The 20,036-nt window shown below is 68.3% G+C and carries 20 protein-coding genes; 8 read left to right on the top strand and 12 right to left on the bottom strand.

The features are described 5' to 3' along the window. Positions 1-110: 110 nt before the first annotated feature. The gene (locus ACFFGH_RS33200) at positions 111-3,656 is read left to right on the top strand and encodes a hybrid sensor histidine kinase/response regulator (RefSeq protein ID WP_386676993.1); all 3,546 of its coding nucleotides are present in this window, start codon (positions 111-113) and stop codon (positions 3,654-3,656) included. 104 nt (positions 3,657-3,760) lie between these two features. Here the strand turns inward: ACFFGH_RS33200 and hemE are convergent, their stop codons facing one another. The 4 genes from hemE to ACFFGH_RS33180 form a co-directional block, all read right to left on the bottom strand. Further along, a complete protein-coding gene (gene hemE, locus ACFFGH_RS33195) occupies positions 3,761-4,822 on the bottom strand; it encodes a uroporphyrinogen decarboxylase (RefSeq protein WP_386677084.1) in 1,062 nt (353 codons plus the stop codon). Positions 4,823-5,163: 341 nt separating this feature from the next. After that, complete coding sequence (locus ACFFGH_RS33190) at positions 5,164-5,418, bottom strand: WGR domain-containing protein (protein WP_386676990.1); 255 nt, start codon at positions 5,416-5,418, stop codon at positions 5,164-5,166. Between the two features lie 69 nt (positions 5,419-5,487). After that, a complete protein-coding gene (gene aroB / locus ACFFGH_RS33185; RefSeq protein WP_386676988.1) occupies positions 5,488-6,594 on the bottom strand; it encodes a 3-dehydroquinate synthase in 1,107 nt (368 codons plus the stop codon). Beyond that, the gene (locus ACFFGH_RS33180) at positions 6,591-7,133 is read right to left on the bottom strand and encodes a shikimate kinase (RefSeq protein ID WP_386676986.1); all 543 of its coding nucleotides are present in this window, start codon (positions 7,131-7,133) and stop codon (positions 6,591-6,593) included. The genes aroB and ACFFGH_RS33180 overlap by 4 nt, the downstream gene beginning before the upstream one ends. Positions 7,134-7,203: 70 nt before the next feature. Between ACFFGH_RS33180 and pdxH the strand changes: the two genes are divergently transcribed. Next, positions 7,204-7,803, top strand: coding sequence for a pyridoxamine 5'-phosphate oxidase (gene pdxH, locus ACFFGH_RS33175; RefSeq protein WP_386676983.1), 600 nt, complete (start codon positions 7,204-7,206; stop codon positions 7,801-7,803). Positions 7,804-7,918: 115 nt separating this feature from the next. After that, positions 7,919-8,767 carry a cobalamin-binding protein gene (locus ACFFGH_RS33170; RefSeq protein WP_386676981.1) on the top strand — a complete coding sequence of 283 codons (849 nt, stop codon included), beginning with the start codon at positions 7,919-7,921 and terminating at the stop codon, positions 8,765-8,767. 80 nt (positions 8,768-8,847) lie between these two features. Here ACFFGH_RS33170 and ACFFGH_RS33165 read toward each other — a convergent pair whose 3' ends face one another. From ACFFGH_RS33165 to ACFFGH_RS33155, 3 genes are all read right to left on the bottom strand, one after another. Next, complete coding sequence (locus ACFFGH_RS33165; RefSeq protein ID WP_386676979.1) at positions 8,848-9,420, bottom strand: DUF4426 domain-containing protein; 573 nt, start codon at positions 9,418-9,420, stop codon at positions 8,848-8,850. Positions 9,421-9,427: 7 nt separating this feature from the next. Next, complete coding sequence (gene proC / locus ACFFGH_RS33160; protein ID WP_386676977.1) at positions 9,428-10,276, bottom strand: pyrroline-5-carboxylate reductase; 849 nt, start codon at positions 10,274-10,276, stop codon at positions 9,428-9,430. Positions 10,277-10,341: 65 nt separating this feature from the next. Then, positions 10,342-11,052: a YggS family pyridoxal phosphate-dependent enzyme gene (locus tag ACFFGH_RS33155; protein ID WP_386676974.1), complete on the bottom strand. Its 711-nt coding sequence runs from the start codon at positions 11,050-11,052 to the stop codon at positions 10,342-10,344. 113 nt (positions 11,053-11,165) lie between these two features. Between ACFFGH_RS33155 and ACFFGH_RS33150 the strand changes: the two genes are divergently transcribed. From ACFFGH_RS33150 to ACFFGH_RS33130, 5 genes are all read left to right on the top strand, one after another. Beyond that, positions 11,166-12,203: a type IV pilus twitching motility protein PilT gene (locus tag ACFFGH_RS33150; RefSeq protein ID WP_386677082.1), complete on the top strand. Its 1,038-nt coding sequence runs from the start codon at positions 11,166-11,168 to the stop codon at positions 12,201-12,203. A gap of 125 nt (positions 12,204-12,328) precedes the next feature. Further along, positions 12,329-13,477 carry a PilT/PilU family type 4a pilus ATPase gene (locus tag ACFFGH_RS33145; RefSeq protein WP_386676972.1) on the top strand — a complete coding sequence of 383 codons (1,149 nt, stop codon included), beginning with the start codon at positions 12,329-12,331 and terminating at the stop codon, positions 13,475-13,477. A 215-nt stretch (positions 13,478-13,692) separates the two neighbouring features. Beyond that, positions 13,693-14,259 (top strand): YqgE/AlgH family protein, encoded by a 567-nt coding sequence (locus ACFFGH_RS33140; RefSeq protein WP_386676970.1) that lies wholly within the window; start codon positions 13,693-13,695, stop codon positions 14,257-14,259. Continuing rightward, the gene (gene ruvX / locus ACFFGH_RS33135; protein WP_386676968.1) at positions 14,256-14,750 is read left to right on the top strand and encodes a Holliday junction resolvase RuvX; all 495 of its coding nucleotides are present in this window, start codon (positions 14,256-14,258) and stop codon (positions 14,748-14,750) included. Before ACFFGH_RS33140 ends, ruvX begins: the two co-directional genes overlap by 4 nt. Continuing rightward, on the top strand, positions 14,747-15,697 hold the full coding sequence (locus tag ACFFGH_RS33130) for an aspartate carbamoyltransferase catalytic subunit (RefSeq protein ID WP_386676965.1): 951 nt from the start codon (positions 14,747-14,749) through the stop codon (positions 15,695-15,697). Before ruvX ends, ACFFGH_RS33130 begins: the two co-directional genes overlap by 4 nt. A gap of 618 nt (positions 15,698-16,315) precedes the next feature. Here ACFFGH_RS33130 and ACFFGH_RS33125 read toward each other — a convergent pair. The 5 genes from ACFFGH_RS33125 to ACFFGH_RS33105 all read right to left on the bottom strand — a co-directional run bounded on the left by ACFFGH_RS33125 (position 16,316) and on the right by ACFFGH_RS33105 (position 19,860). Then, on the bottom strand, positions 16,316-16,717 hold the full coding sequence (locus ACFFGH_RS33125; protein WP_386676963.1) for a hypothetical protein: 402 nt from the start codon (positions 16,715-16,717) through the stop codon (positions 16,316-16,318). Positions 16,718-17,117: 400 nt separating this feature from the next. Next, positions 17,118-17,669 (bottom strand): RNA 2'-phosphotransferase, encoded by a 552-nt coding sequence (locus ACFFGH_RS33120; protein ID WP_386676961.1) that lies wholly within the window; start codon positions 17,667-17,669, stop codon positions 17,118-17,120. A 70-nt stretch (positions 17,670-17,739) separates the two neighbouring features. Continuing rightward, positions 17,740-18,021, bottom strand: coding sequence for a hypothetical protein (locus tag ACFFGH_RS33115; protein ID WP_386676959.1), 282 nt, complete (start codon positions 18,019-18,021; stop codon positions 17,740-17,742). A gap of 385 nt (positions 18,022-18,406) precedes the next feature. Beyond that, positions 18,407-19,582 (bottom strand): erythromycin esterase family protein, encoded by a 1,176-nt coding sequence (locus ACFFGH_RS33110; RefSeq protein WP_386676957.1) that lies wholly within the window; start codon positions 19,580-19,582, stop codon positions 18,407-18,409. Between the two features lie 119 nt (positions 19,583-19,701). After that, positions 19,702-19,860 carry a hypothetical protein gene (locus ACFFGH_RS33105; protein ID WP_386676955.1) on the bottom strand — a complete coding sequence of 53 codons (159 nt, stop codon included), beginning with the start codon at positions 19,858-19,860 and terminating at the stop codon, positions 19,702-19,704. Positions 19,861-20,036: the final 176 nt, after the last annotated feature.

The following is a 20,036-nucleotide window of genomic DNA, read 5'->3' as shown; positions in this document are numbered from 1 at the left end:
TCCCATGGTAGGCCGATCATCGCCTGCGCACAGCTTGCGCCCGGAACGGCGCGTTGCGAGCATGGGGCCGGGGATGCGCACGCTGCGTGCGCTTGCAAAGGATTGCGCTCATGCCTGTATCCGCTCGCCTGCGGTGCGCCGCGGTGTTCGTGCTTGCCCTGCTCGCGCCGCCGGCGGCTATCGCCGCGCTGCCTGAAACGCCACGCTTCCAGGTGATCGGTCCGGCGGACGGGCTGCCGTCGAGCAATGTGAACGGGATTGCGCTGGATCGCGGCGGCTACCTGTGGGCGGCGACCACCGACGGACTTGCCCGCTACGACGGCGTCAGCATGCGCATCTGGCGCCACGTCCCGGGCGATCGGGCTTCGCTGCCAGGCAACGGCATCACGACCGTCCATGTCGACGCCAGTGACCGGCTGTGGATCGCGGTCGAAGGGCGCGGCATGAGCATGCTCGACGCCGATCGCCGTCGGCTGCGCCATTACTCGAAGGCGACGCACGCGGCACTGGGCAGCGACGACGTATGGGCGTTTGCCAGTCAGGGCGACGTGCTGTGGTTCGGCACGTACGCAGGCGGCCTGCATCGCCTGGATGCCCAGGGCGTGATCACCCGCTATGCGTCGCGGACAGGCGACGACCGCAGCCTGCCGGCCGACACCGTGTTGGCGCTGCGGTTCGACGCACAGGGTCGGCTGTGGGTGGCGACTACGGGTGGACTGGCCCGATGGACCGGGCGCGACTTCGAGCGCGTACCGTTGCCTGGCGCGCAGCCCGATGCGCAGGTGCTGTCGATCAGCCGCGACGGCGATCGCCTTTGGATCGGCAGTGCAACCGGGCTGTACGTGCTCGGCCCCGATGACCGATGGCAGGTGCCGGAGTGGTCGGCGATGTTCGCAGCGCCGAACGTCGTCGCCGACGTGGTGGCAGAGCCCGGTGGGCGTCTCTGGCTCGCCGGTGCGCGCGAACTCTGGCGCGTCGTGCCGGGCAGCATCCCCGAGCCGGTCGAGCTCGGAACGCACGGGCCGCCGCGCCCGATCCAGCAGCTTGCCGCTCAGCGCGACGGTGCGTTGTGGGTGCCGGTAGGCGGCCAGGGACTCGGTCATCTGCGTGCGGACTGGCGGCGGCTTTCGCTGCACACGCGCCGCGAGGGCGGCCTTACTGCTGATCTGTACCGGGGCGTCGCCCCGGCGCGCAGTGGCGGCATCTGGCTGGTCGGAACGGGCGGGGAGCTGCAGCGCCTGCATCGCGACGGCTTGGTCGAGGCGGCGCCCGCGAGTGTCCAGCGAGCGCTGGAAGGGCGGCGCCTCATCTCGGTGGTTGAAGACGGTACAGGCCGCCTCTGGCTCGGCACGCCCACGACGCTCTTGCGGGTCGATCCGGCAGGCAGCGTGCGGGCCTGGGCTGCGGACAGCCCGCAGGACCGTTTGTGCAATGGCCCGGTCTCGCTGCTGGCGACGGCGCCTGACGCCACGCTCTGGGTGGCGTGCTCGGGCCATGGCCTGCAGCAGCGCGATCCTGCGACCGGCCGCGTGCTCACCGACGTTGCCGTGGGTCCCGCGCAGGGCCTGGGCACCGGTGACCTCCACGCACTTGGCTTCGGCCTGGACGGCGCACTGTGGGTCGCCGGCGAGTCGGGGCTGTCGCGATGGGAAGCCAATGCGAGACGGCTGTCGCCCGTGCCGGGCATTGTGGCCGGCGACCGGGTGTTCGCATTCGCGTTCGACCACAACGGCGGTGTGTGGCTGCAGCGCCTGTCGGGGCTCGAACATTACCGGCCGTCCGGCAAGCGCTGGCGGCTCGTCGACCGGGCGGGCGTGGCCGAGGGCATCCCGGGCATCGAAGGCTCGGGCCTGGCGGTCGATGCGCACGGGCGGGTCTGGCTCGGCAGCCAACGTGGCCTGTTCCGGTGGGACCCGCACAGTCGGCGGCTGCGTCAGTTCGGCCTTGGCGATGGGCTGAGCAGCCAGGAGTTCGTCAACCGCGCGTTCGTGCTGGACCGGAACGGCGTGCTGAGCGCCACATTGGCCGACGGAGCCGTAGTCCAGTTCGACACGATGCTGGACGATCCGCGCCCGCTGCAGGCGCCCTTGCGGCTCGATGCGTTGCAGACCCGGCGCGACGGCGCGTGGGCGCCTCTCGACCCGCAGGCCGCGACGCTTGCGCCCGACGAGCGGGAGCTGCGCGTCGTCTTGCGCCTGCTCGCGTTCGACAACCCGCGTGCCAACCGCTACCGGAGCCGACTGCTGGGGCACGACCGCGATTGGGTCACCCATGGCGGCAGCGACCCCGGGGAGCGGGTGTTTTCTGGCATCGCCCCGGGAACGTACACGCTCGAGGCGCGCGCGACCGATGCAGCCGGGCACGAGACTGTGATGGCGCCGCTGCGTATCACCGTACAGGCGCCATGGTGGCGCACGCCATGGGCCATGGTCGGGTTCGCGCTGGCATGCGCGCTGTTGGGCTGGAGCGTGCTGCGCGCGGAACGCATACGCATCCAGCGGCGCGAACGGTTGTATCGGACCGAGCGCGAGCGGGAGCTCGCGAACGAAGCCTCATTGGCCAAGACCCGGTTTCTCGCCACGCTCGGGCACGAAGTGCGCACGCCGATGACTGGGGTGCTCGGCATGAGCGAGCTGCTGCTCGAGACACCCTTGTCGCCGCGCCAGCGCGACTACGCCGGTGCGATCCGGACCGCAGGCGAGCACCTGCTGACCATCGTCAATGACGCGTTGGACCTTGCGCGGATCGAGGCCGGTCGCATCGAGTTGGCGGACGAGGCGTTCGACCTGCGCGGTCTCGTCGGCGAAGTGCACAGCCTGATGGCGCCGCTGGCGCAACGGCGTGGGCTCGCTTTCCACATCGACATCGCCTCGGACGTGCCGCAGGCGGTGCGCGGTGACGCCAGCCGCGTGAGGCAGATCCTGCTGAACCTGCTCGGCAACGCGATCAAGTTCACTGAGTCCGGCCATGTGGCGCTCAGGGTTGACGCCCATGCGGACGTCATCCGCTTTGCGATCAGCGACACCGGCCCCGGGCTCAGTGAGCAGCACTGTGAACGGCTGTTCCGCCGCTTCGAACAGGCCGACGGTGCACACACCGCCACCCGGTACGGCGGCAGCGGGCTCGGCCTGGCGATCTGTCAGGAGCTCGCAACGGCCATGGGTGGCTGCATCGGCGTCGTCAGCGCACCGGGGCAGGGCACGCGCTTCGAGGTCGACCTGCCGCTGGCGGCCGCAACCCTTCCAATCCCGGCCCGGTGCGAGGACGTGCTGCCCGCACTGAGCCCGTTGCGTCTGCTACTGGTCGAGGACGACCCCACCGTCGCTGAGGTCGTCTCGGCGATGCTGCGCGCACAAGGGCACGAGGTCGTGCATGTCGGCCACGGCCTCGCAGCGCTTGCCGAGATCGCCACCGCGACGTTCGACCTCGTGCTGCTCGACCTCGATCTGCCGGGGCTCGATGGCATCGAGCTTGCGCGTCACCTGCGCACGCTCGGGTTCGACCTGCCGCTGGTCGCCCTGACTGCGCGTGCGGATGCCGGGGCCGAAGCGCAGTCGCTTGCCGCCGGCTTCGACCGTTTCCTGCGCAAGCCGGTCACCGGCGCGATGCTTGCGGCCGTGCTGCGGGATGCGGTCTCGGCGGCGGAAATGCGTTGAGGCAGTCGGGCCGATGAGCCGAACAGGCAACGCGGAACATTCCGCCGGCCACCGCGGGAAAAGGCTGACGCGCGAGGCGGACCAGCCGGAGAGGCGGCTTCAGCTCAGCGCGCGCTGAGCCGGTGCACAGCCTCGACGAGCGCGCCGACGTGTTCGGGATTCATGTCCGGCGACAGCCCGTGGCCGAGGTTGAACACGTGGCCCTCGCGCGAACCGCCGTTGCCGTCCCGGTAGCTGTCGAGTGCACGGCCGACTTCGCGCGCGATCGCCTCGGGCTGCGCGTACAGCGTCACGGGGTCGAGGTTGCCCTGGATCGCAACGCGTCCGCCAATGCGGCGCGCGGCCTCGCCCAGTTCCACCGTCCAGTCCACGCCCACGCCTTCGGCGCCGCTTGCGGCAAGCTCTTCCAGATACGGATCGTTGCCCTTGCCGAACAGGATCAGCGGTGCGCGCTCGGCGCCATCGCCGCGTGGCAGTTCGGCCGCGATGCGCTGCAGATAGCGGAGCGAAAACTCGCGGTACATCGAAGGCGACAGCACGCCGCCCCAGGTATCGAACACCTGCAGTGCCTGCGCGCCGGCCTGGTGCTGCGCGGCGAGGTAGGCGATCACCGCGTCGGTCGTGATTTCGAGCAGCCGGTGCATCGCGGCCGGATCATTGAGCGCGAGTGATTTGACCTTCGAGTAGTTGTCGCTACCGCCGCCTTCAACCATGTAGCAGGCCAGCGTCCACGGACTGCCGGAGAAGCCGATCAGCGGCACGCTGCCGTCGAGCTCGCGGCGGATTGTCCGCACCGCGTTCATCACGTAGCCCAGCTCGGTTTCCATGTCGGGCACCGCGAGTTTTGCGATATCAGCCGCCGAGCTGATCGGCCGTTCGAACTTCGGGCCTTCGCCTTCCGCGAAATACAGGCCCAGCCCCATCGCGTCGGGCACGGTGAGGATGTCGGAGAACAGGATCGCCGCATCGAGCGGAAACCGGCGCAGCGGCTGCAATGTCACTTCGCAGGCCAGTTCCGGGTTCATCGCCAGCTTGAGGAAGCTGCCAGCCTGCGCGCGGGTGGCGCGGTACTCGGGCAGATAGCGACCGGCCTGCCGCATCAGCCACACCGGCGTGCGGTCGACGGGTTCGCGCCGCAGCGCACGCAGGAAACGGTCGTTCTTCAGCGGGGTCGACACAGGTGGTCCTCGGTTTATCGGCGTCCGGCGCTACACCGACCCGCGATTGCCGGCCGCGTGCAGCGGTTCAAACGCCGGGACGGACAAGCGCCGGCGCGAGTGGGGCGTTACTTCGGTGCGTTTGCGGTCTGGACCGGCCTTGCAGCCGGGCGTTCGGAGGCGCATGAGCCGCTGTAGCGACTCATCGGCGCGCCTCCTCGTTCCGGCCCGGCCTTGCGGCCAGGCGTTCGGAGGCGCATGAGCCGCTGCAGCGGGTCATCGGCGCGCCTCCTGGTTCCGGCCCGGCCTTGCGGCCAGGCGTTCGGAGGCGCATGCCCCGCTGCAGCGGGTCATCGGCGCGCCTCCTCACCCTGCGCGAACATCAGTTGGAAGCCGCGCTTGAGGTGCTGGTCGCGCGCCTGTTCCAGCGCACGCACGGCCGATTCGCGGTCCATGAACTGTTCGCGCCGCACCGTGCTGCGGCCGCCGATCTGCCCGGCTTCGCGCACGAGCGTGCAGCCGCCGAGTAGGTCGGGTTGCAGCATCAGTTGCACGAACCGCGGGGCTTCGTTGCCTTCCGGCCGTTGTTGCATGAGCAGGCGCATGGGCGCGGATTGTAGCGGCTGCGGTGTGGGTGCGGCCCGCAACCGGCCGCACCTGCGTTACTGCAGCGCTCAGGCCGGGCCCAGAACCGAGAGCACCGCCGCGTCTTCGACGCCCGCGGCGATGTGTGCCTCGCCCGCGCCGTGCCAGAGGATGAAGCGCAGGCCACGTGCGTCGGCCTTCTTGTCCAGCCGCATGCGTGCGAGCAGCGCCGCCGGGTCCAGGCCTGGCGGCAGCGCCGTCGGCAGGCCGAGCCGCTCGAGCAGGGTGCGCAACCGCTGTGCATCCTCGGGCGCTGCGATGCCGAGTGCCGCGGACAGATTGGCCGCCAGCACCATGCCGACCGCGACCGCTTCGCCATGGTTGAGGCCATCGCCGGTCGCGCCGGCATAGCCCTGCTCGGTTTCGATCGCATGGCCGAACGTGTGACCGAAATTCAGCAGTGCGCGATCGCCGCGCTCGAACGGGTCACGTGCGACGACTTCGGCCTTATAGCGGCACGAGCGCGCGATCGCTTCGGCGAGCACGTCGCCCTGGCCCGCCACGAGTGCGTCCGTGTTGCGCTCGAGCCAGCCCAGGAACGTGACGTCGAAAATCGCCCCGTACTTCACGACTTCGGCCAACCCCGCGCGCAGCTCGCGCGCGGGCAGACTGCGCAGCGTCGAGGTGTCGGCGATGACCGCGCACGGTGGATGGAACGCGCCGACGAGGTTTTTGCCGGCCGGCAGGTCGACCGCGGTCTTGCCGCCCACGGACGAGTCGACCATCGCGAGCAGCGTGGTCGGCAGCTGCACTACGTCGATGCCGCGCATCCAGCAGGCCGCCGCGAACCCGGCCAAGTCGCCAACCACGCCGCCGCCGAGCGCGAACACGGTCGCATCACGGGTCGCACCGAGCCGTGCCAGCGAGTCAAGGCACTCGGTGAAGCGCGCGAGCGTCTTCTCGTGCTCGCCCGGTGGCAGCACGTAGCGGTCGATGACCAGCTCGGGGCGGGCCTGCTGCAGCGCATCGGCCACCTGTTGTGCATAGAGCGGGGCGACGTGTTCATCGCTGACCAGCAATGCATGCCGACCGCGCATCGGCCCGGTGAGCAGGCGGCCGTCGTGCAGCAGGTCCGGGCCGATCGAGATGCGATATGCGCGATCGCCCGCGACGTCGACGGTGTGCATGGACGTCATGCGCGTGCTTCCAGAGTGTTTTCGCGCACGGCGAGCCGGGTCTCGATCACGGAGGCCACCGCATCGGCCTCGAGGGCGTCGGTATCGACCGAAAGTTCCGCGAGTTCGCGGTATAGCGGAGTGCGTTGCGCGGCCATCGCCTGCAGCACCGCAGCACGGTCCGGCCGCGCGAGCAGCGGCCGGCTGTGGTCGCCCTCCAGCCTGCGAACCTGCGCCTCGACGCTCACGTGCAGATGCACGACGCAGCCGCGCGCGTGCATGCGTTCGCGATTGTCGGCATCGAGCACCGCGCCACCACCGGTCGCCAGCACGCCTGCGGGGCGTGCGAGCAGGTCTGCCAACACCTCCCGCTCGAGCATGCGGAACGCGGCTTCGCCATCGCGCTCGAAGAGGCGTGTGATCGATAGGCCCGCGCGATGCTCGATCTCCGCGTCGGCATCGAGGAACGGCAGGTTCCAGCGCGTGGCCAGCAGGCGGCCGACGCTGGATTTGCCAGCGCCCATCGGGCCTACCAGCACGAGCATGCGTTCGAGGTTCATGCCCGAATGCTAACAAGCCGGACAAACACCGGTGGATGCGTCATCGCACAGGCGGGGCCACAATAGGCCGATGACTCCCGAACTGCTCGAAGAAGCCCTCGCCACGTTCGCCGTGCTCTTCGACGAAGCGCGCGCCGCCGGCGAGCCCGACCCGACTGCGATGGTCGTCGCCACCGCGTCGCTGGACGCACGACCGTCGGCGCGGACCGTGCTGCTCAAGCATCACGACGCGCGCGGCTTCGTGTTCTACACCCACCTCGACGGCCGCAAGGGACGCGACCTGCAGGCGAATCCGCATGCGGCGCTGCTGTTCCACTGGCCGCGCGTGCGTGAGGGCGTGCAGGTGCGAATCGAGGGTGGAGTCGAGATCGTCTCCGACGACGAGGCCGATGCGTACTTCGCGACGCGGCCGCGTGGCAGCCAGCTCGGCGCATGGGCATCGATCCAGTCCGAGACGCTGGAATCGCGCGAGGTTTTCTTCGAGCGGCTTGCGCACGTGGAGCGCGAGTTCGAGGGGCGCGACGTGCCGCGACCGATGCGTTGGACCGGCCTGCGCGTGCGCCCCGAGCGTATCGAGTTCTGGTACGGCGCCGCGTACCGACTGCACGAGCGGTGGCTGTACGAAGGCGGCCTGGCTGGCGAGTGGTCCAAGCGGATGCTGTATCCGTGAGCGTGCATCGCCAGCGGCCGGGCGTGCGCGACGCGGCAGCGCGATGTGCAGGTTCCGGGCGGTCGTGGATTCACGTGGCGCAACCCTTGCAACCCGTACTTCCGGAGTGCAGGCGATGAGCCAGGTCGACGTGTCTGCGATACCAGGCGCGGCGATGGCCGCATCGGCCTACGGCCCGCGCCGCATCGTCTGCCTGACCGAGGAGCCCACCGAAACGCTGTACGCACTCGGTGAGGCGCACCGCATCGTCGGCATCAGCGGATTCACCGTACGGCCGGCGCGTGCGCGAAAGGAAAAGCCGAAGGTCAGCGCATTCACGAGCGCGAAGATCGGCGAGATCCTCAAGCTCGAGCCGGATTTCGTGATCGGCTTTTCCGACATCCAGGCCGACATCGCAGCCGAGCTGATCCGGCACGGCGTCGAGGTCTGGATCAGCAATCACCGCAGCGTCGACGGCATCCTCGACTACATCCGCCGCCTCGGCGCACTGGTCGGCGCGGCCGACAAAGCCAATGCGTACGCCGATTCGCTGCAGCAGGGCCTCGAAGAGATCCAGGCGAGCGCGGCGCTGCTGCCGAGGCGGCCGAAGGTCTACTTCGAGGAATGGGACGAGCCGCTGATCACCGGCATCCGGTGGGTGGTCGAACTGATGCGTATCGCCGGTGGCGATGACGTGTTCCCGGAGCTCGCGAACGAGTCACTCGCCAAGAACCGCATCCTCGCGACGACCGACCCCGTGGTGGCGCGCGCGCCGGATATCATCTTCGGCTCGTGGTGCGGTAAGAAGTTCCGGCCTGAAAAGGTTGCGGCGCGCCCCGGCTGGGATGCGATCCCTGCGGTGCGCAACGGCGAGCTGCACGAGATCAAGTCGCCGCTGATCCTTCAGCCTGGCCCGGCGGCGCTGACCGACGGCGTGCGCGAGATCGCGCGCGTGATCGAGGCCTGGGTGCAGCGCTACGCATAACGGCTTGGCTCTGCGGCCGGGCATGCAGGGCATACGCGACCGACGGAGTTGTCGGTCGCGGTAGCGCTAGCGGGCGTCGATCAGGATGCCGGCCCGGTGCCCGGCGACACTTCGCGGATGAGCTGCATCGCCTCGGTGGCGCCTTCGGGCGTCGTCACGCGGATATCGAAGCGCAGCGTGTCGGGAATATCGGCGTCGACGGTGCCGACGTAGTCGACCAGCCCGTTCGCGAGCACTTCCTTGAGCTCGAGCGTCTGCTGCCGGCCGCGCAGGTCGGTGGACGTCGCCTGCACCTTCAGCGGCACCGAGACGAGGTTGCCGACATCGCCGCGCCGGCCCGACACGCGCAGCATCACGAGGTCCGGGCGGCGTTCGATGCCGTGCTCGGCCGCGACCTCGGTCGGGATCGCCGCGGTCGGCATGGCGACGGCGTACACCGTGGTCTCGCCGATGCGCGTCTCGACCTGCTGGCTGCTGCCGGGCACTTGGACCGACTCGCCGGGTGTGGCCGAGATCGGGCGCGCCGCGCCGCCAGCTGCAGCGGGCGATTCGCCGCCACCGCCACAGCCCGCCATCGACAGGACCGCGATGGCGATCAGCGCGCGCAGCGGCGCGCTGCGCAGGGTCGTGCTTGCATGGGTTGTACCGGTCATAGAAACCTCAGTCGTTGGTGGCCGACAGCTCGCGGCCGCGGTGGGTGGCGGCCGCGATCGCGCGGCCCACAAGTTCTTGGAAACCGCCGGCCTCGAACGTCTCGATCGCGGCCTGCGTGGTGCCGCCGGGCGAGGTGACGCGCGCGCGCAGCACGGGTGCCGGATCTTCGAGCCGCGCCAGCATCGTCGCGGCGCCCAGCAGCGTCTGCTGCACCAGCGCACGCGCGGCCTGGGGTGGCAGGCCCTGGGATTCGCCGGCCTGCTGCATCGCCTCGGCGAGCAGGAACACATACGCGGGGCCGCTGCCGGACACCGCGGTCACCGCATCCATCTGTGCCTCGTCGTCGATCCAGACCGTCGTGCCGGCCGCGGCGAGCAGCTGCGTCGATGCCTTGCGCTGCGTCGCATCCACCGCCGCGCTCGCGAACAGTCCGGTCACGCCGGCGCCGAGCAGAGCCGGGGTGTTCGGCATCGCGCGCACGATCGCAAGTTCACGGCTGCCGCCGAGCCACCGCTGCAGCTGGCCTGCGGTGATGCCCGCGGCCACCGACAGCACCAGCGGCGATTGCGCCTGCGCGACAGGGGCCAGGTCCATGCAGACCTGCCGCATCACCTGCGGCTTGACCGCCAGCAGCCACTGCGTCGCGCCGTCGCAGGCATCGCGTGCGTGTTCGAACGTCTGCACGCCGAAGTCGGTGGCCAGCGCGGCGCGCAGCGATTCAACCGGCTCGGCAACCCGGATGCGGCCAGGGTCGTGTCCGCGCGCGACCAGGCCCCCGATCAGGCTGCGGGCCATGTTGCCGCCGCCGATGAATGCGATCGTGTCGGTGGAGCCTGAAGGGGTCGGTTCTGTCATCGGGCCGGTATCGCAGCGGGAAGGGATGGAACGGGGCGGGTATAGCGGAGGGCGCGCGTCGACGGTCAGCCGGAGCCCGGCATGCCGGCGTCGGCATCGGACTTGGGCGGCCTTGCACCGAACAGCGCGGTGCCGATGCGAACCATCGTCGCGCCCTCGGCAATCGCGACCGCACAGTCATCGCTCATGCCCATCGAAAGCGTATCGGCCTGCGGGTGATGCCGGCGCAACGCTTCGAACAGCTCGCGCGTGCGGCGAAACGCAGGGCGACGCTGCTCGGGGTCGGCGTGTGGAGTCGGGATCACCATCAACCCGCGCAGCGCGAGGCGCTCGTGCCCGGCCATCGCTTCGGCAAGGCCGGCGACATCGTCGGGTCGGCAGCCGTGCTTGCTCGCCTCGTCATCGATATTGACCTGCACCAGCACCTGCAGCGGCGGCAGGTGGGTCGGCCGGTGGCGGGCGAGAGCCTCGACTACTCGGATTCGGTCGACCGTCTGCACCCAGTCGAACAGCGCCGCCGCGTCGCGTGCCTTGTTCGTCTGCAGGTGGCCGATCAGGTGCCACTCCAGGTCCAGCCCGGCGAGCGCCTCGCGCTTGGCCGCGGCCTCCTGCACGTAGTTTTCGCCGAACGCGCGCTGGCCGGCGGCGGCCAGTTGTGCGACCGCAGTCGCAGGTTGGAACTTGGATACCGCCAGCAGGCGCGGTCGCGGCTGACGCGCCTGCCGCGCTGCGGTATCTAGACGGTCCAGAACCTCGTCGAAGGCGGCGGTCGGCACGGGCAAATCCTGTGTTGGCGCGCCGGAAAGACGGCGCGGGCAGGTGGATATACTGCCGCGCAGGGGTCGTTCAGTTCCACATTCAGCTTCGCAGCAGTGCGGGGAGCACGCTCATGGATATCGCCGAACTGTTGGCGTTCTCGGTCAAGAACAAAGCCTCTGACCTTCACCTCTCGGCCGGTCTGCCGCCGATGATCCGCGTCGATGGCGACGTGCGCCGCATCAACATCCCGGCACTGGACCACAAGCAGGTCCACTCGCTCGTCTACGACATCATGTCGGACAAGCAGCGCCGCGATTATGAGGAATTCCTCGAGGTCGACTTCTCGTTCGAGATCCCGGGCCTCGCGCGCTTCCGCGTCAACGCCTTCAACCAGAACCGCGGCGCCGGCGCGGTGTTCCGCACGATTCCGTCCGAAGTGCTGACGCTCGAGATGCTCGGCTGCCCGCCGATCTTCCGCGAGCTCATCAACCAGCCGCAGGGCCTGATCCTGGTGACCGGGCCGACCGGCTCGGGCAAGTCGACCACGCTCGCGGCGATGATCGACCACATCAACAAGAACGAGTACGGCCACATCCTCTCGGTCGAGGATCCGATCGAGTTCGTGCACACCTCGCAAAAGTGCCTGATCAACCAGCGCGAAGTGCACCGCGACACGCACGGCTTCAACGAGGCGTTGCGCTCGGCGCTGCGTGAGGACCCGGACTACATCCTGGTCGGCGAGTTGCGCGACCTTGAAACGATCCGCCTTGCACTGACCGCCGCGGAAACCGGCCACCTCGTGTTCGGCACGCTGCATACATCGTCAGCCGCGAAGACCATCGACCGAATCATCGACGTGTTCCCGTCGGGCGAAAAGCCGATGGTCCGCTCGATGCTGTCCGAATCGCTGCGCGCAGTGATCTCGCAGGCGCTGCTCAAGAAGGTCGGCGGCGGACGCACCGCGGCCTGGGAAATCATGACCGGCATTCCGGCGATCCGTAACCTCATTCGCGAGGACAAGGTCGCGCAGATGTACTCGGCGATCCAGACCGGCCAGAACTACGGAATGATGACGCTCGACCAGCACCTGCAGGACCTGGTCAAGCGTGGCCTGATCCTCAAGCCGCAGGCGCGCGAGTACGCGAAGGACAAGCGCCTGTTCGATTGACCTGCATGACCTGATCCGGGCGCATCCGCTGCCCGGGTCCCGCTTCCACCTGCCACGCACTGCCCGCGTGGTCGCCGGGAGCGTCCTGTTCCGAACCTCGAAATCCGCTCCCAGGAGCATCCCCCATGAGCACCACCCCGGCCGGCAGCGGCATCGATTTCACCTCGTTCCTCAAGCTGATGGCGCAGCAGAAGGCGTCGGACCTGTTCATCACCGCCGGCATGCCGCCGTCGATGAAGGTCCACGGCAAGATCTCCCCGGTCACGCAGACCCCGCTGACCCCGCAGCAGTCGCGCGACCTCGTGCTCAACGTCATGACCCCGCCGCAGCGCGAGGAGTTCGAGAAGACGCACGAGTGCAACTTCGCGATCGGCCTTGCCGGCGTCGGCCGCTTCCGCGTGTCGTGCTTCTACCAGCGCAACCAGGTCGGCATGGTGCTGCGCCGCATCGAGAGCAAGATCCCCACGCTCGACGAGCTGCAGCTGCCGCCGGTGCTCAAGTCGCTGGCGATGACCAAGCGCGGCATCATCATCTTTGTCGGTGCGACCGGCACCGGTAAGTCGACCTCGCTCGCGGCGATGATCGGCTACCGCAACCAGAACTCCACCGGCCACATCATCACGATCGAAGACCCGATCGAATTCGTGCACAAGCACGAGGGCTGCATCATCACGCAGCGCGAGGTCGGCATCGACACCGAGAGCTGGGAAGCGGCACTGAAGAACACGCTGCGCCAGGCGCCTGACGTGATCATGATCGGCGAGGTGCGCACGCGCGAAGGCATGGACCACGCGATCGCGTTCGCCGAAACCGGCCACCTGGTGCTGTGCACGCTTCACGCGAACAACGCGAACCAGGCGATGGACCGCATCCTCAACTTCTTCCCGGAAGACCGCCGCCACCAGCTGCTGATGGACCTGTCGCTGAACCTCAAGGGCGTGGTCGCGCAGCAGCTCGTGCCGACGCCGGACGGGAAGGGCCGCCGCGTCGCGATGGAGATCCTGCTCGGCACGCCGCTGGTGCAGGACTACATCCGCGACGGCGAGATCCACAAGCTCAAGGAGGTCATGAAGGAGTCGACCAACCTGGGCATGAGGACGTTCGACCAGGCGCTGTTCGAGCTCTACCAGGCCGGCGAGATCGCCTATGAGGACGCGCTGCGCTACGCCGACTCGCAGAACGAGGTGCGCCTGCGCATCAAGCTGTCGCAGGGCGGCGATGCGAAGACGCTCGCGTCCGGGCTCGAGGGCGTCGAGGTGTTCGAAGCGCGCTGATCCGCGGCCAACGGCCAGGTGATGTGGAAGGGGCGGGCGACCGCCCCTTTCGCGTTTTCGGAATTCGAAGCGGCGGAAGCTGGGCATTCCTGGGTGAGCGGCCACGGTGCGCGCCATGTCCCAGGCAGAGTGCGCCCGGTAACTGCGGTGGTTTGGGCGTGCCGCGGTCGCGCTACGACGACACCGCGTCGCGGCTCGACGGCTAGAATGCCGTTATGTCGATCATGCCTACCCCGCTCAAGAGCCAGCTGCTGATCGCGCTACCCGCGATGCCCGACGAGCGCTTCTCGCGCAGCGTCACGCTGATCTGCCAGCACGACGACGATGGTGCGATGGGCATCGTCGTCAATCGTGCCTCGGAATACACGCTGGGCGAGGTGCTGTCGCAGATGGGCCTGGAAAACGTGGACGAGCGGCTGCGCACGCAGATCGTGCTGGCCGGCGGCCCGATGCATCCCGAGCGCGGCTTCGTGCTGCACGACGGCGGCATGCAGTGGGACTCGTCGCTGCGCATCAATGACGCGCTTACCCTGACGACCTCGCGCGACATCCTTGAATCGATGGCACGTGGCGAAGGCCCCGAGCACGCGATCGTCGCGCTCGGTTGCGCAGGCTGGGGCACGGGCCAGCTCGAGCACGAACTCACCGAGAACAGCTGGCTGATGGCGCCGTCGGACGCCGAGCTGCTGTTCGCGACGCCGCTGGATGCGCGCTGGCAGGCCGCGGCGGGACGCATCGGCGTCGATTTCGCGTTCCTGGCCGACTACAGCGGCCACGCATGAGCGGCGCGGAGGCGGGCGCGGGCGGTATCCGGCGCGACGGCACGGTGCTGGGCTTCGACGTCGGTTCGCGCCGCATCGGCGTCGCGGTCGGCAGCGCGTTCGGCAACGGCGCACGCGCGATCGCGGTGATCGATGTCCATAACGACCAGCCGAACTGGAACGCGCTCGACAAGGTGCAGCGTGAGTGGCGCCCGGCGGGCCTCGTCGTGGGCGATCCGCTCACGCTCGAAGGCGGCGACCAGCCGGCCCGTCAGCGCGCCCACGCGTTCGCCCGCGCGCTGCATGCGCGCTACCAGTTGCCGGTCGTGCTGATCGACGAGCGCGCCAGCTCGATCGAAGCCGCCCAGCGTTTCGCGAACGATCGTGCCGAAGGCCGCAAGCGCCGCCGCGATGCCGCCGCGCTCGATGCCGTGGCCGCCGCGGTTATCGTCGAGCGCTGGCTTGCCTCGCCCGACGATGCGATCGACCTCGCCGCATTGCCCGCGGCATGACCCAGACGAACGGAACCGAACGAATGCAACACCTGCTGACGCTGGATGGCCTGCCACGCGCGCAACTGATCGAACTGCTCGACCGCGCGCAACAGTTCGCGGACGGACACGTCGACCGCGCCGCGCTCGCCGGAACTGCGGTGTGCACGCTGTTCTTCGAGCCGTCCACGCGCACCCGCATGAGCTTCCAGCTGGCCGCGCAGCGCCTTGGCGCGGACGTGCTGAACTTCGACGTCTCGACCTCGTCCGCGCGTAAGGGCGAGACCGCGCGAGACACATTGAGGAACCTCGAAGCGATGGGCATGAGCGGTTTCGTCGTGCGCCACCAGGACGACGGGGCGGTCGCGGCGCTCGCCGAGTCGGCCGAGCCCGGCACCGCGCTGATCAATGCGGGCGACGGCCGCAGCGCGCATCCGACGCAGGGCCTGCTGGACATGCTGACGCTGCGCCAGGCGAAGGGCGGCGATTTCAGCCGGCTGAAGGTGCTGATCGTCGGCGACGTGCGCCACTCGCGCGTCGCGCGCTCGGACCTGCATGCATTGCGCACGCTCGGTGCGACCGAAGGCGGGCAGGGCATCGAGATCCGTGTCTGCGGACCGCAGTCACTGCTGCCGCAGGACCACACGCTGGATGGCTGCATCGTTTCGCATGACCTCGATGCCGCGCTCGAAGGCGTCGATGCGGTCATGATGCTGCGCCTTCAGCGCGAGCGCATGGAGGAGGGGCTGATCAGCTCGCTCGATGAGTACCACCGCGACTACGGGCTTACGCAGTCACGCCTGCGCCGTGCTGCGAATGATGCGGTCGTGCTGCATCCGGGGCCGATCAATCGCGGCGTCGAGATCACCGACGAGGTCGCGGATGGCCCGCAGTCGCTGATCCTCCGCCAGGTGGCGAACGGCGTCGCCGTGCGGATGGCGGTGCTCGAGCGCGTGCTGCGCCGCTGACGCGCCTGCTGCGCCGCGGCTTTTTGGCCGACAAGGTGCATGACTCCGCCGGCGGTCGATCTAGTTCCGGGGCTCCGGCGTGTCACGGCACAGTGCGCAATGCTGCCCGCGGCGCGACTGGTAAAGGCGGGCGCCCGTGAACACCGCGGCTGTCAGGAAGGCCCACAGCAGGGCCTCCGTGGCGGCCTGGCTGGCGGGTCGCCCTCGGGCCAGATGCGATGCCGCAATGACGACGAACGCTGCGGCGAACACGGTCAGATAGCGGCGTATCCAGAAGCGTGTCCCCATCTGTGTGCACTCGCGTGGTTCAGGCCGCGCCGTGTGGCGGAGGCGGCAACGGCGGGTGGCGCAGCGTCTTCACGCCCCGCAGCGGAATAGTCAGGCCGATCAGTGCGCACGGCACGCTGGGGTCGTGTCCGAAAACGAGGGCGGACCGGCCGCACAGGTGGCCTGCGGCAACTTGCAGTACCCCGGGCCGCCACCGGTCAGGGACGGCCAGCCAGGGCAGCGAGCTAGTCGTGAGTCCGTGCGGATGCAGACCCGGGTTCCGGGACGCTACGGCACGCATCGCCGGAACGATCAGGCAAGCAGCCGCTTCACGCAGCGGGACCGAGACGGTCAAGGGTCAGCCACCGGCCGTACCTGGGCTCTCAGGATGCCCAGCTCCGCGAGTAGGCACTCGACTGCTTCGGGCAACATGACCGGCCACAGAAAAAGCCCATGAACAAGCGCGGCGGGTCGTGGGCGCGCATTGGGCTCGCGTGGCGTCGTATGCAGATAGGAAACCAGCTCGTATGCGAAGTACAGCACGCCACCGAGCACACCGGGCACGGCCCACGTCGACAACGACTCGCGCCAGGGCAGCACGATGAACATGGCGACCCCGGCGAGGTAACCGGCGAGGAGCCCCAGATTTCGCCAGCCCCGGATGTGCGGGCGGTTCGAGAGCGAGAACAGCGCGCTCCATGCGGCCGTCGCGCCCAATATGGCCAGCCAGAACGGATTGACCAGCTCTGACACGACTCCCTCCTTGGGGCCTACCGTTCGGGCGGGCAGCGCAGAGCCGTCCCGTTGCAGTTGATCTGCCGGCTTCTAGATATCACCGTTTGTCACTGCGCGGCCAGAGGGGGCCGGAATGGATGATCGAATCCGCATGAGCGCCTTCAGAAACCAGCTCATGTGAGGGCGACCCAGCGCTGCCGCGGAACCATGCCGGAGACGAACCTCGCCAGCAAACGTGGCCGGCCTCGAGTCGTCATCAGTCCCTTTGTCCGATTGCAGTGCATGCCGGACTCATGAGCCGAGCCGGTGGAGCGGGCGTCGAACGTGTTGCCCCTGCACCTGGAGATGGCGCGGCTCGTTCTCCGTTGGCTTCGCGCACCGCCCTTCGTGAAGGGGCGCGGCGGGCCTGGTGCCGCAATCAGGCGTCGTGCGGGAAATCCAGGTAGAGGGGCAGCACCACACCGGTCAGCCAGACCCCGTTGGCGGAGCAGAAAAACGCGTGACCATCACGGTGCATGTCCGCGGCGTGCACAACAAGCACGGCAGGCGTGCCGTGACGGCGTCCGACCGCAAGGGCAGTGGCGCGATTGGCCGACAGGTGCACGTGCTGCCGCGAGCGGGGCGAAAGCCCGGTCGCGCGGATCAGCGGCAAGAATCGTGTCGCGGTGCCGTGGAACAGCACTTCGGGAGGCTCCGCCGGAACAAGGCCCAGGTCCACCGCGACAGAGTGTCCCTGATTCGCCCGGATCCGCGTGCCCGACGGGTCAATGGCAAAGCGACGCTTGTCATTCGTCGCCACGATCTCTTCAACCAGCGCACGGGTCAGGCCCCTCCCGTGCGCGTTGGCGAGCCGCACGAGATCATCCAGGTCCGCCCAGCCCGCGGAGTCGAGCTCCAGGCCGATCCGCCCCGGCTCGTGCCGAAGCACCAGGCTGAGGAACTTGCTCTTCGATTCGAGCCGCCTGTCCATTGCCTACGGAGTCGGACTGAGGATCAAGCCGAGCCCCGACCTTCCTTCGGACCGGCCACGTCGTGTGCGGTCATCGGATGACCCGGGAAATGATCGCGACGACCACCAGAGCTCCGCCCGCATAGCCCAGATAGCGCGGCAGGGTCGTCCGGGTGGAAGTACCGCTTGTGTTCCCGCGCGAGATCGCTGCAAGCTCCAGGCCGGAAGAAACCGCGAGTAGTGACAGGCCGATCGCTGCCAGTAAGTCGGGCGCATCGTGCGTCCTGGAGAAATCGAAAAATCGCACGGCGGCGAGCACGGCAAACAACACCGTAAGCGCCTTCTTCCAACGTTGACCGGATAGGGCATCCATGGGAGCAGTACCTGATTGAGCCGGGCCGCGAAGCGGCGTCCGCTTGGACGAATTGTTGGACCTCGCTGCTTCATCTTCAACAGCAGGACTTCGGCTTCCTGTAGAGATCGAGTTCCTGGGGCGGCCGCTCGGCGTCAATAACTACAGCATCATCGAGCTTGTTGGCTGCGTGGGATTCGCCGGACCGGACCGTGGTAACGCGCCCTCGTCCCATTGAGACACACTTTTGACATCAGGATTCGGTCCCGCCAGGCGGCGGAGATCGATCGGCTGTCTTGTTCGCCGGGGTCCTGAGTAGACCTGACTGCTCAGGCGCTAGCTCCACGATACGGCGTAAGGTCTAGACAGCGACGTCCTGTGTACCGCAGGCCAGCAGCCGGCAGCGCTACTTCGGCGGCTCCGTGGCGTCGGGGAAGGTCGGGGCACGTTCCTCGCGCACCACAACTACGCCATCGAAATGCCTCGACCATCGATCAACCTGTGCTTTTCCAAACAGGCGCGACGTTCTGCCGTCATGGGCCCGCAGTGCCTGGTTGTTGAGATACCGCGCTTGCGCGCCTGACGTCAGCGCACGCGCTTCGAGCGCGTCGTCGGGCAGCTCGGGCAACCGCGCACGCTTGGAGCCACGCCGCCCCGACTCGCCAGAAAGCGCGGTGAATCCGATGGTCGCCATGTCGGTCTCGCCTGCACCGGCAAGCAGCGCGCCGAGCGGCTTCCACGGCAGTGCACCCTGTTCACGTGCCGCATGCGAGGTGGCGGTCCAAACAACGACCTTGCTGCCTTTGGGCAGCCGCTCACGGTACCAGTCCAGGATGCGGTGCATCGAGCGATCACGTTCACGCCCTTCGGGCGAGCGGTTCTGCCGGCTGAAGTAGTGGAACAGGCTTTCCACCATCAGGCGGTCGGACGAGGCATCGTTGTCGGCGTAACGGGCCAATGCCTGCCGCGCGCAGACCTGCAGCCGCTCACGCTCGGGTGCGTCGAAGCGATGCGTTTTGTCATAGGTCCAGTCGAGATTGCGCGCGACCGCCTGCTGGCACGTGGCGGCATCCGTAGCCGGCAGTTGTGCTGCAACCAGGGCCGGCATCACCGCGCTCGCATGCCGCGAGGTCGCGCCAGGCTGGTCGTCGATCCCGCCCACCACCAGGCGACGCCGGACCGCCTGATCGAACAGCCAGCTCCGGAAACCCGCAAGCTCCACGTTCGACCAGAACCCTCCGATCGCATTGTCAAGTCGGGCCGCCTTCGCGTCCCCACGGGCCACGGCCTGCTCGAAGCCGATGAAGTCGTAATCACCGGCTTCGAATAACACCGCGTCGAATCCGCAGCGTTCCACCAGCCGTTGGACGATACGTGCCTTGAGGGCGAATCCGACCGCCTCACCGTGTCCGGGCAATTCTCCGAGGAGTACAAGGTCACGATCGCAAACATCACGTACGACCTGCCGCTCGACGGCCTGCAGGTCGCGCTCGCTCGTATGCCCCGAGAAGGTCAGCAAGAGCAGCGACGTGGAGACGAGAAGCGTGAGGCAACGCGCGTACGCGCAACCGGACCTGCCCATAGGTGCATCCTGCAATGGAAGAGCGCGGTTGGACTGCGCATGGCCGCCCGAGTTCCGTGCGGCGGTTAGGTCCGGCGATATATGGCTAACGTAGCTAAAACGTGTCCGATCCCAGGGGCTCACCCCGGCTGGTCAATCAGCACTTGGGTACGCACCGGGCGAGGCGCGCAACGCTGGTCGAGCTCCAACAGCCCGACCCTCACCGCGACAATGCCCTCGGGCTGCTTACTCTCGAAGAGGTTGATCCTGTTCTGTCGTGAGTCGTCGTAAAAGCGCATGACGAATACGTTACCGGGCACGCGGTTGCGCAGTGGCTTGGCCCAACTGATGTGGTGTCGCGGAGGACAGTCAATCGCACCTAACACCTGAGTTAAGCCGCGCCGCGAAGCGGCGTCGGCTTGGACGAATTGTTAGGGCCGTAAGCGCGTGACCCTAGCCGCCCAGAACCTTATGC

The organism is Lysobacter korlensis (assembly GCF_042434515.1).
This window is presented reverse-complemented; position numbering and strand designations above follow the sequence as displayed.

What these genes read in the sequence shown, in the direction of transcription:
- ACFFGH_RS33120 (WP_386676961.1), bottom strand. Translation starts at nt 17,669, where the DNA reads ATGGACAGGCGGCTCGAATCGAAGAGCAAGTTCCTCAGCCTGGTGCTT.
- proC (WP_386676977.1), bottom strand. Translation starts at nt 10,276, where the DNA reads ATGACAGAACCGACCCCTTCAGGCTCCACCGACACGATCGCATTCATC.
- ACFFGH_RS33140 (WP_386676970.1), top strand. Translation starts at nt 13,693, where the DNA reads ATGTCGATCATGCCTACCCCGCTCAAGAGCCAGCTGCTGATCGCGCTA.
- aroB (WP_386676988.1), bottom strand. Translation starts at nt 6,594, where the DNA reads ATGACGTCCATGCACACCGTCGACGTCGCGGGCGATCGCGCATATCGC.
- ACFFGH_RS33110 (WP_386676957.1), bottom strand. Translation starts at nt 19,582, where the DNA reads ATGGGCAGGTCCGGTTGCGCGTACGCGCGTTGCCTCACGCTTCTCGTC.
- ACFFGH_RS33105 (WP_386676955.1), bottom strand. Translation starts at nt 19,860, where the DNA reads ATGCGCTTTTACGACGACTCACGACAGAACAGGATCAACCTCTTCGAG.
- ACFFGH_RS33115 (WP_386676959.1), bottom strand. Translation starts at nt 18,021, where the DNA reads ATGGATGCCCTATCCGGTCAACGTTGGAAGAAGGCGCTTACGGTGTTG.
- ACFFGH_RS33190 (WP_386676990.1), bottom strand. Translation starts at nt 5,418, where the DNA reads ATGCGCCTGCTCATGCAACAACGGCCGGAAGGCAACGAAGCCCCGCGG.
- ACFFGH_RS33145 (WP_386676972.1), top strand. Translation starts at nt 12,329, where the DNA reads ATGAGCACCACCCCGGCCGGCAGCGGCATCGATTTCACCTCGTTCCTC.
- ACFFGH_RS33200 (WP_386676993.1), top strand. Translation starts at nt 111, where the DNA reads ATGCCTGTATCCGCTCGCCTGCGGTGCGCCGCGGTGTTCGTGCTTGCC.
- ACFFGH_RS33150 (WP_386677082.1), top strand. Translation starts at nt 11,166, where the DNA reads ATGGATATCGCCGAACTGTTGGCGTTCTCGGTCAAGAACAAAGCCTCT.
- ACFFGH_RS33180 (WP_386676986.1), bottom strand. Translation starts at nt 7,133, where the DNA reads ATGAACCTCGAACGCATGCTCGTGCTGGTAGGCCCGATGGGCGCTGGC.
- ACFFGH_RS33165 (WP_386676979.1), bottom strand. Translation starts at nt 9,420, where the DNA reads ATGACCGGTACAACCCATGCAAGCACGACCCTGCGCAGCGCGCCGCTG.
- ACFFGH_RS33170 (WP_386676981.1), top strand. Translation starts at nt 7,919, where the DNA reads ATGAGCCAGGTCGACGTGTCTGCGATACCAGGCGCGGCGATGGCCGCA.
- ACFFGH_RS33130 (WP_386676965.1), top strand. Translation starts at nt 14,747, where the DNA reads ATGACCCAGACGAACGGAACCGAACGAATGCAACACCTGCTGACGCTG.
- pdxH (WP_386676983.1), top strand. Translation starts at nt 7,204, where the DNA reads ATGACTCCCGAACTGCTCGAAGAAGCCCTCGCCACGTTCGCCGTGCTC.
- ruvX (WP_386676968.1), top strand. Translation starts at nt 14,256, where the DNA reads ATGAGCGGCGCGGAGGCGGGCGCGGGCGGTATCCGGCGCGACGGCACG.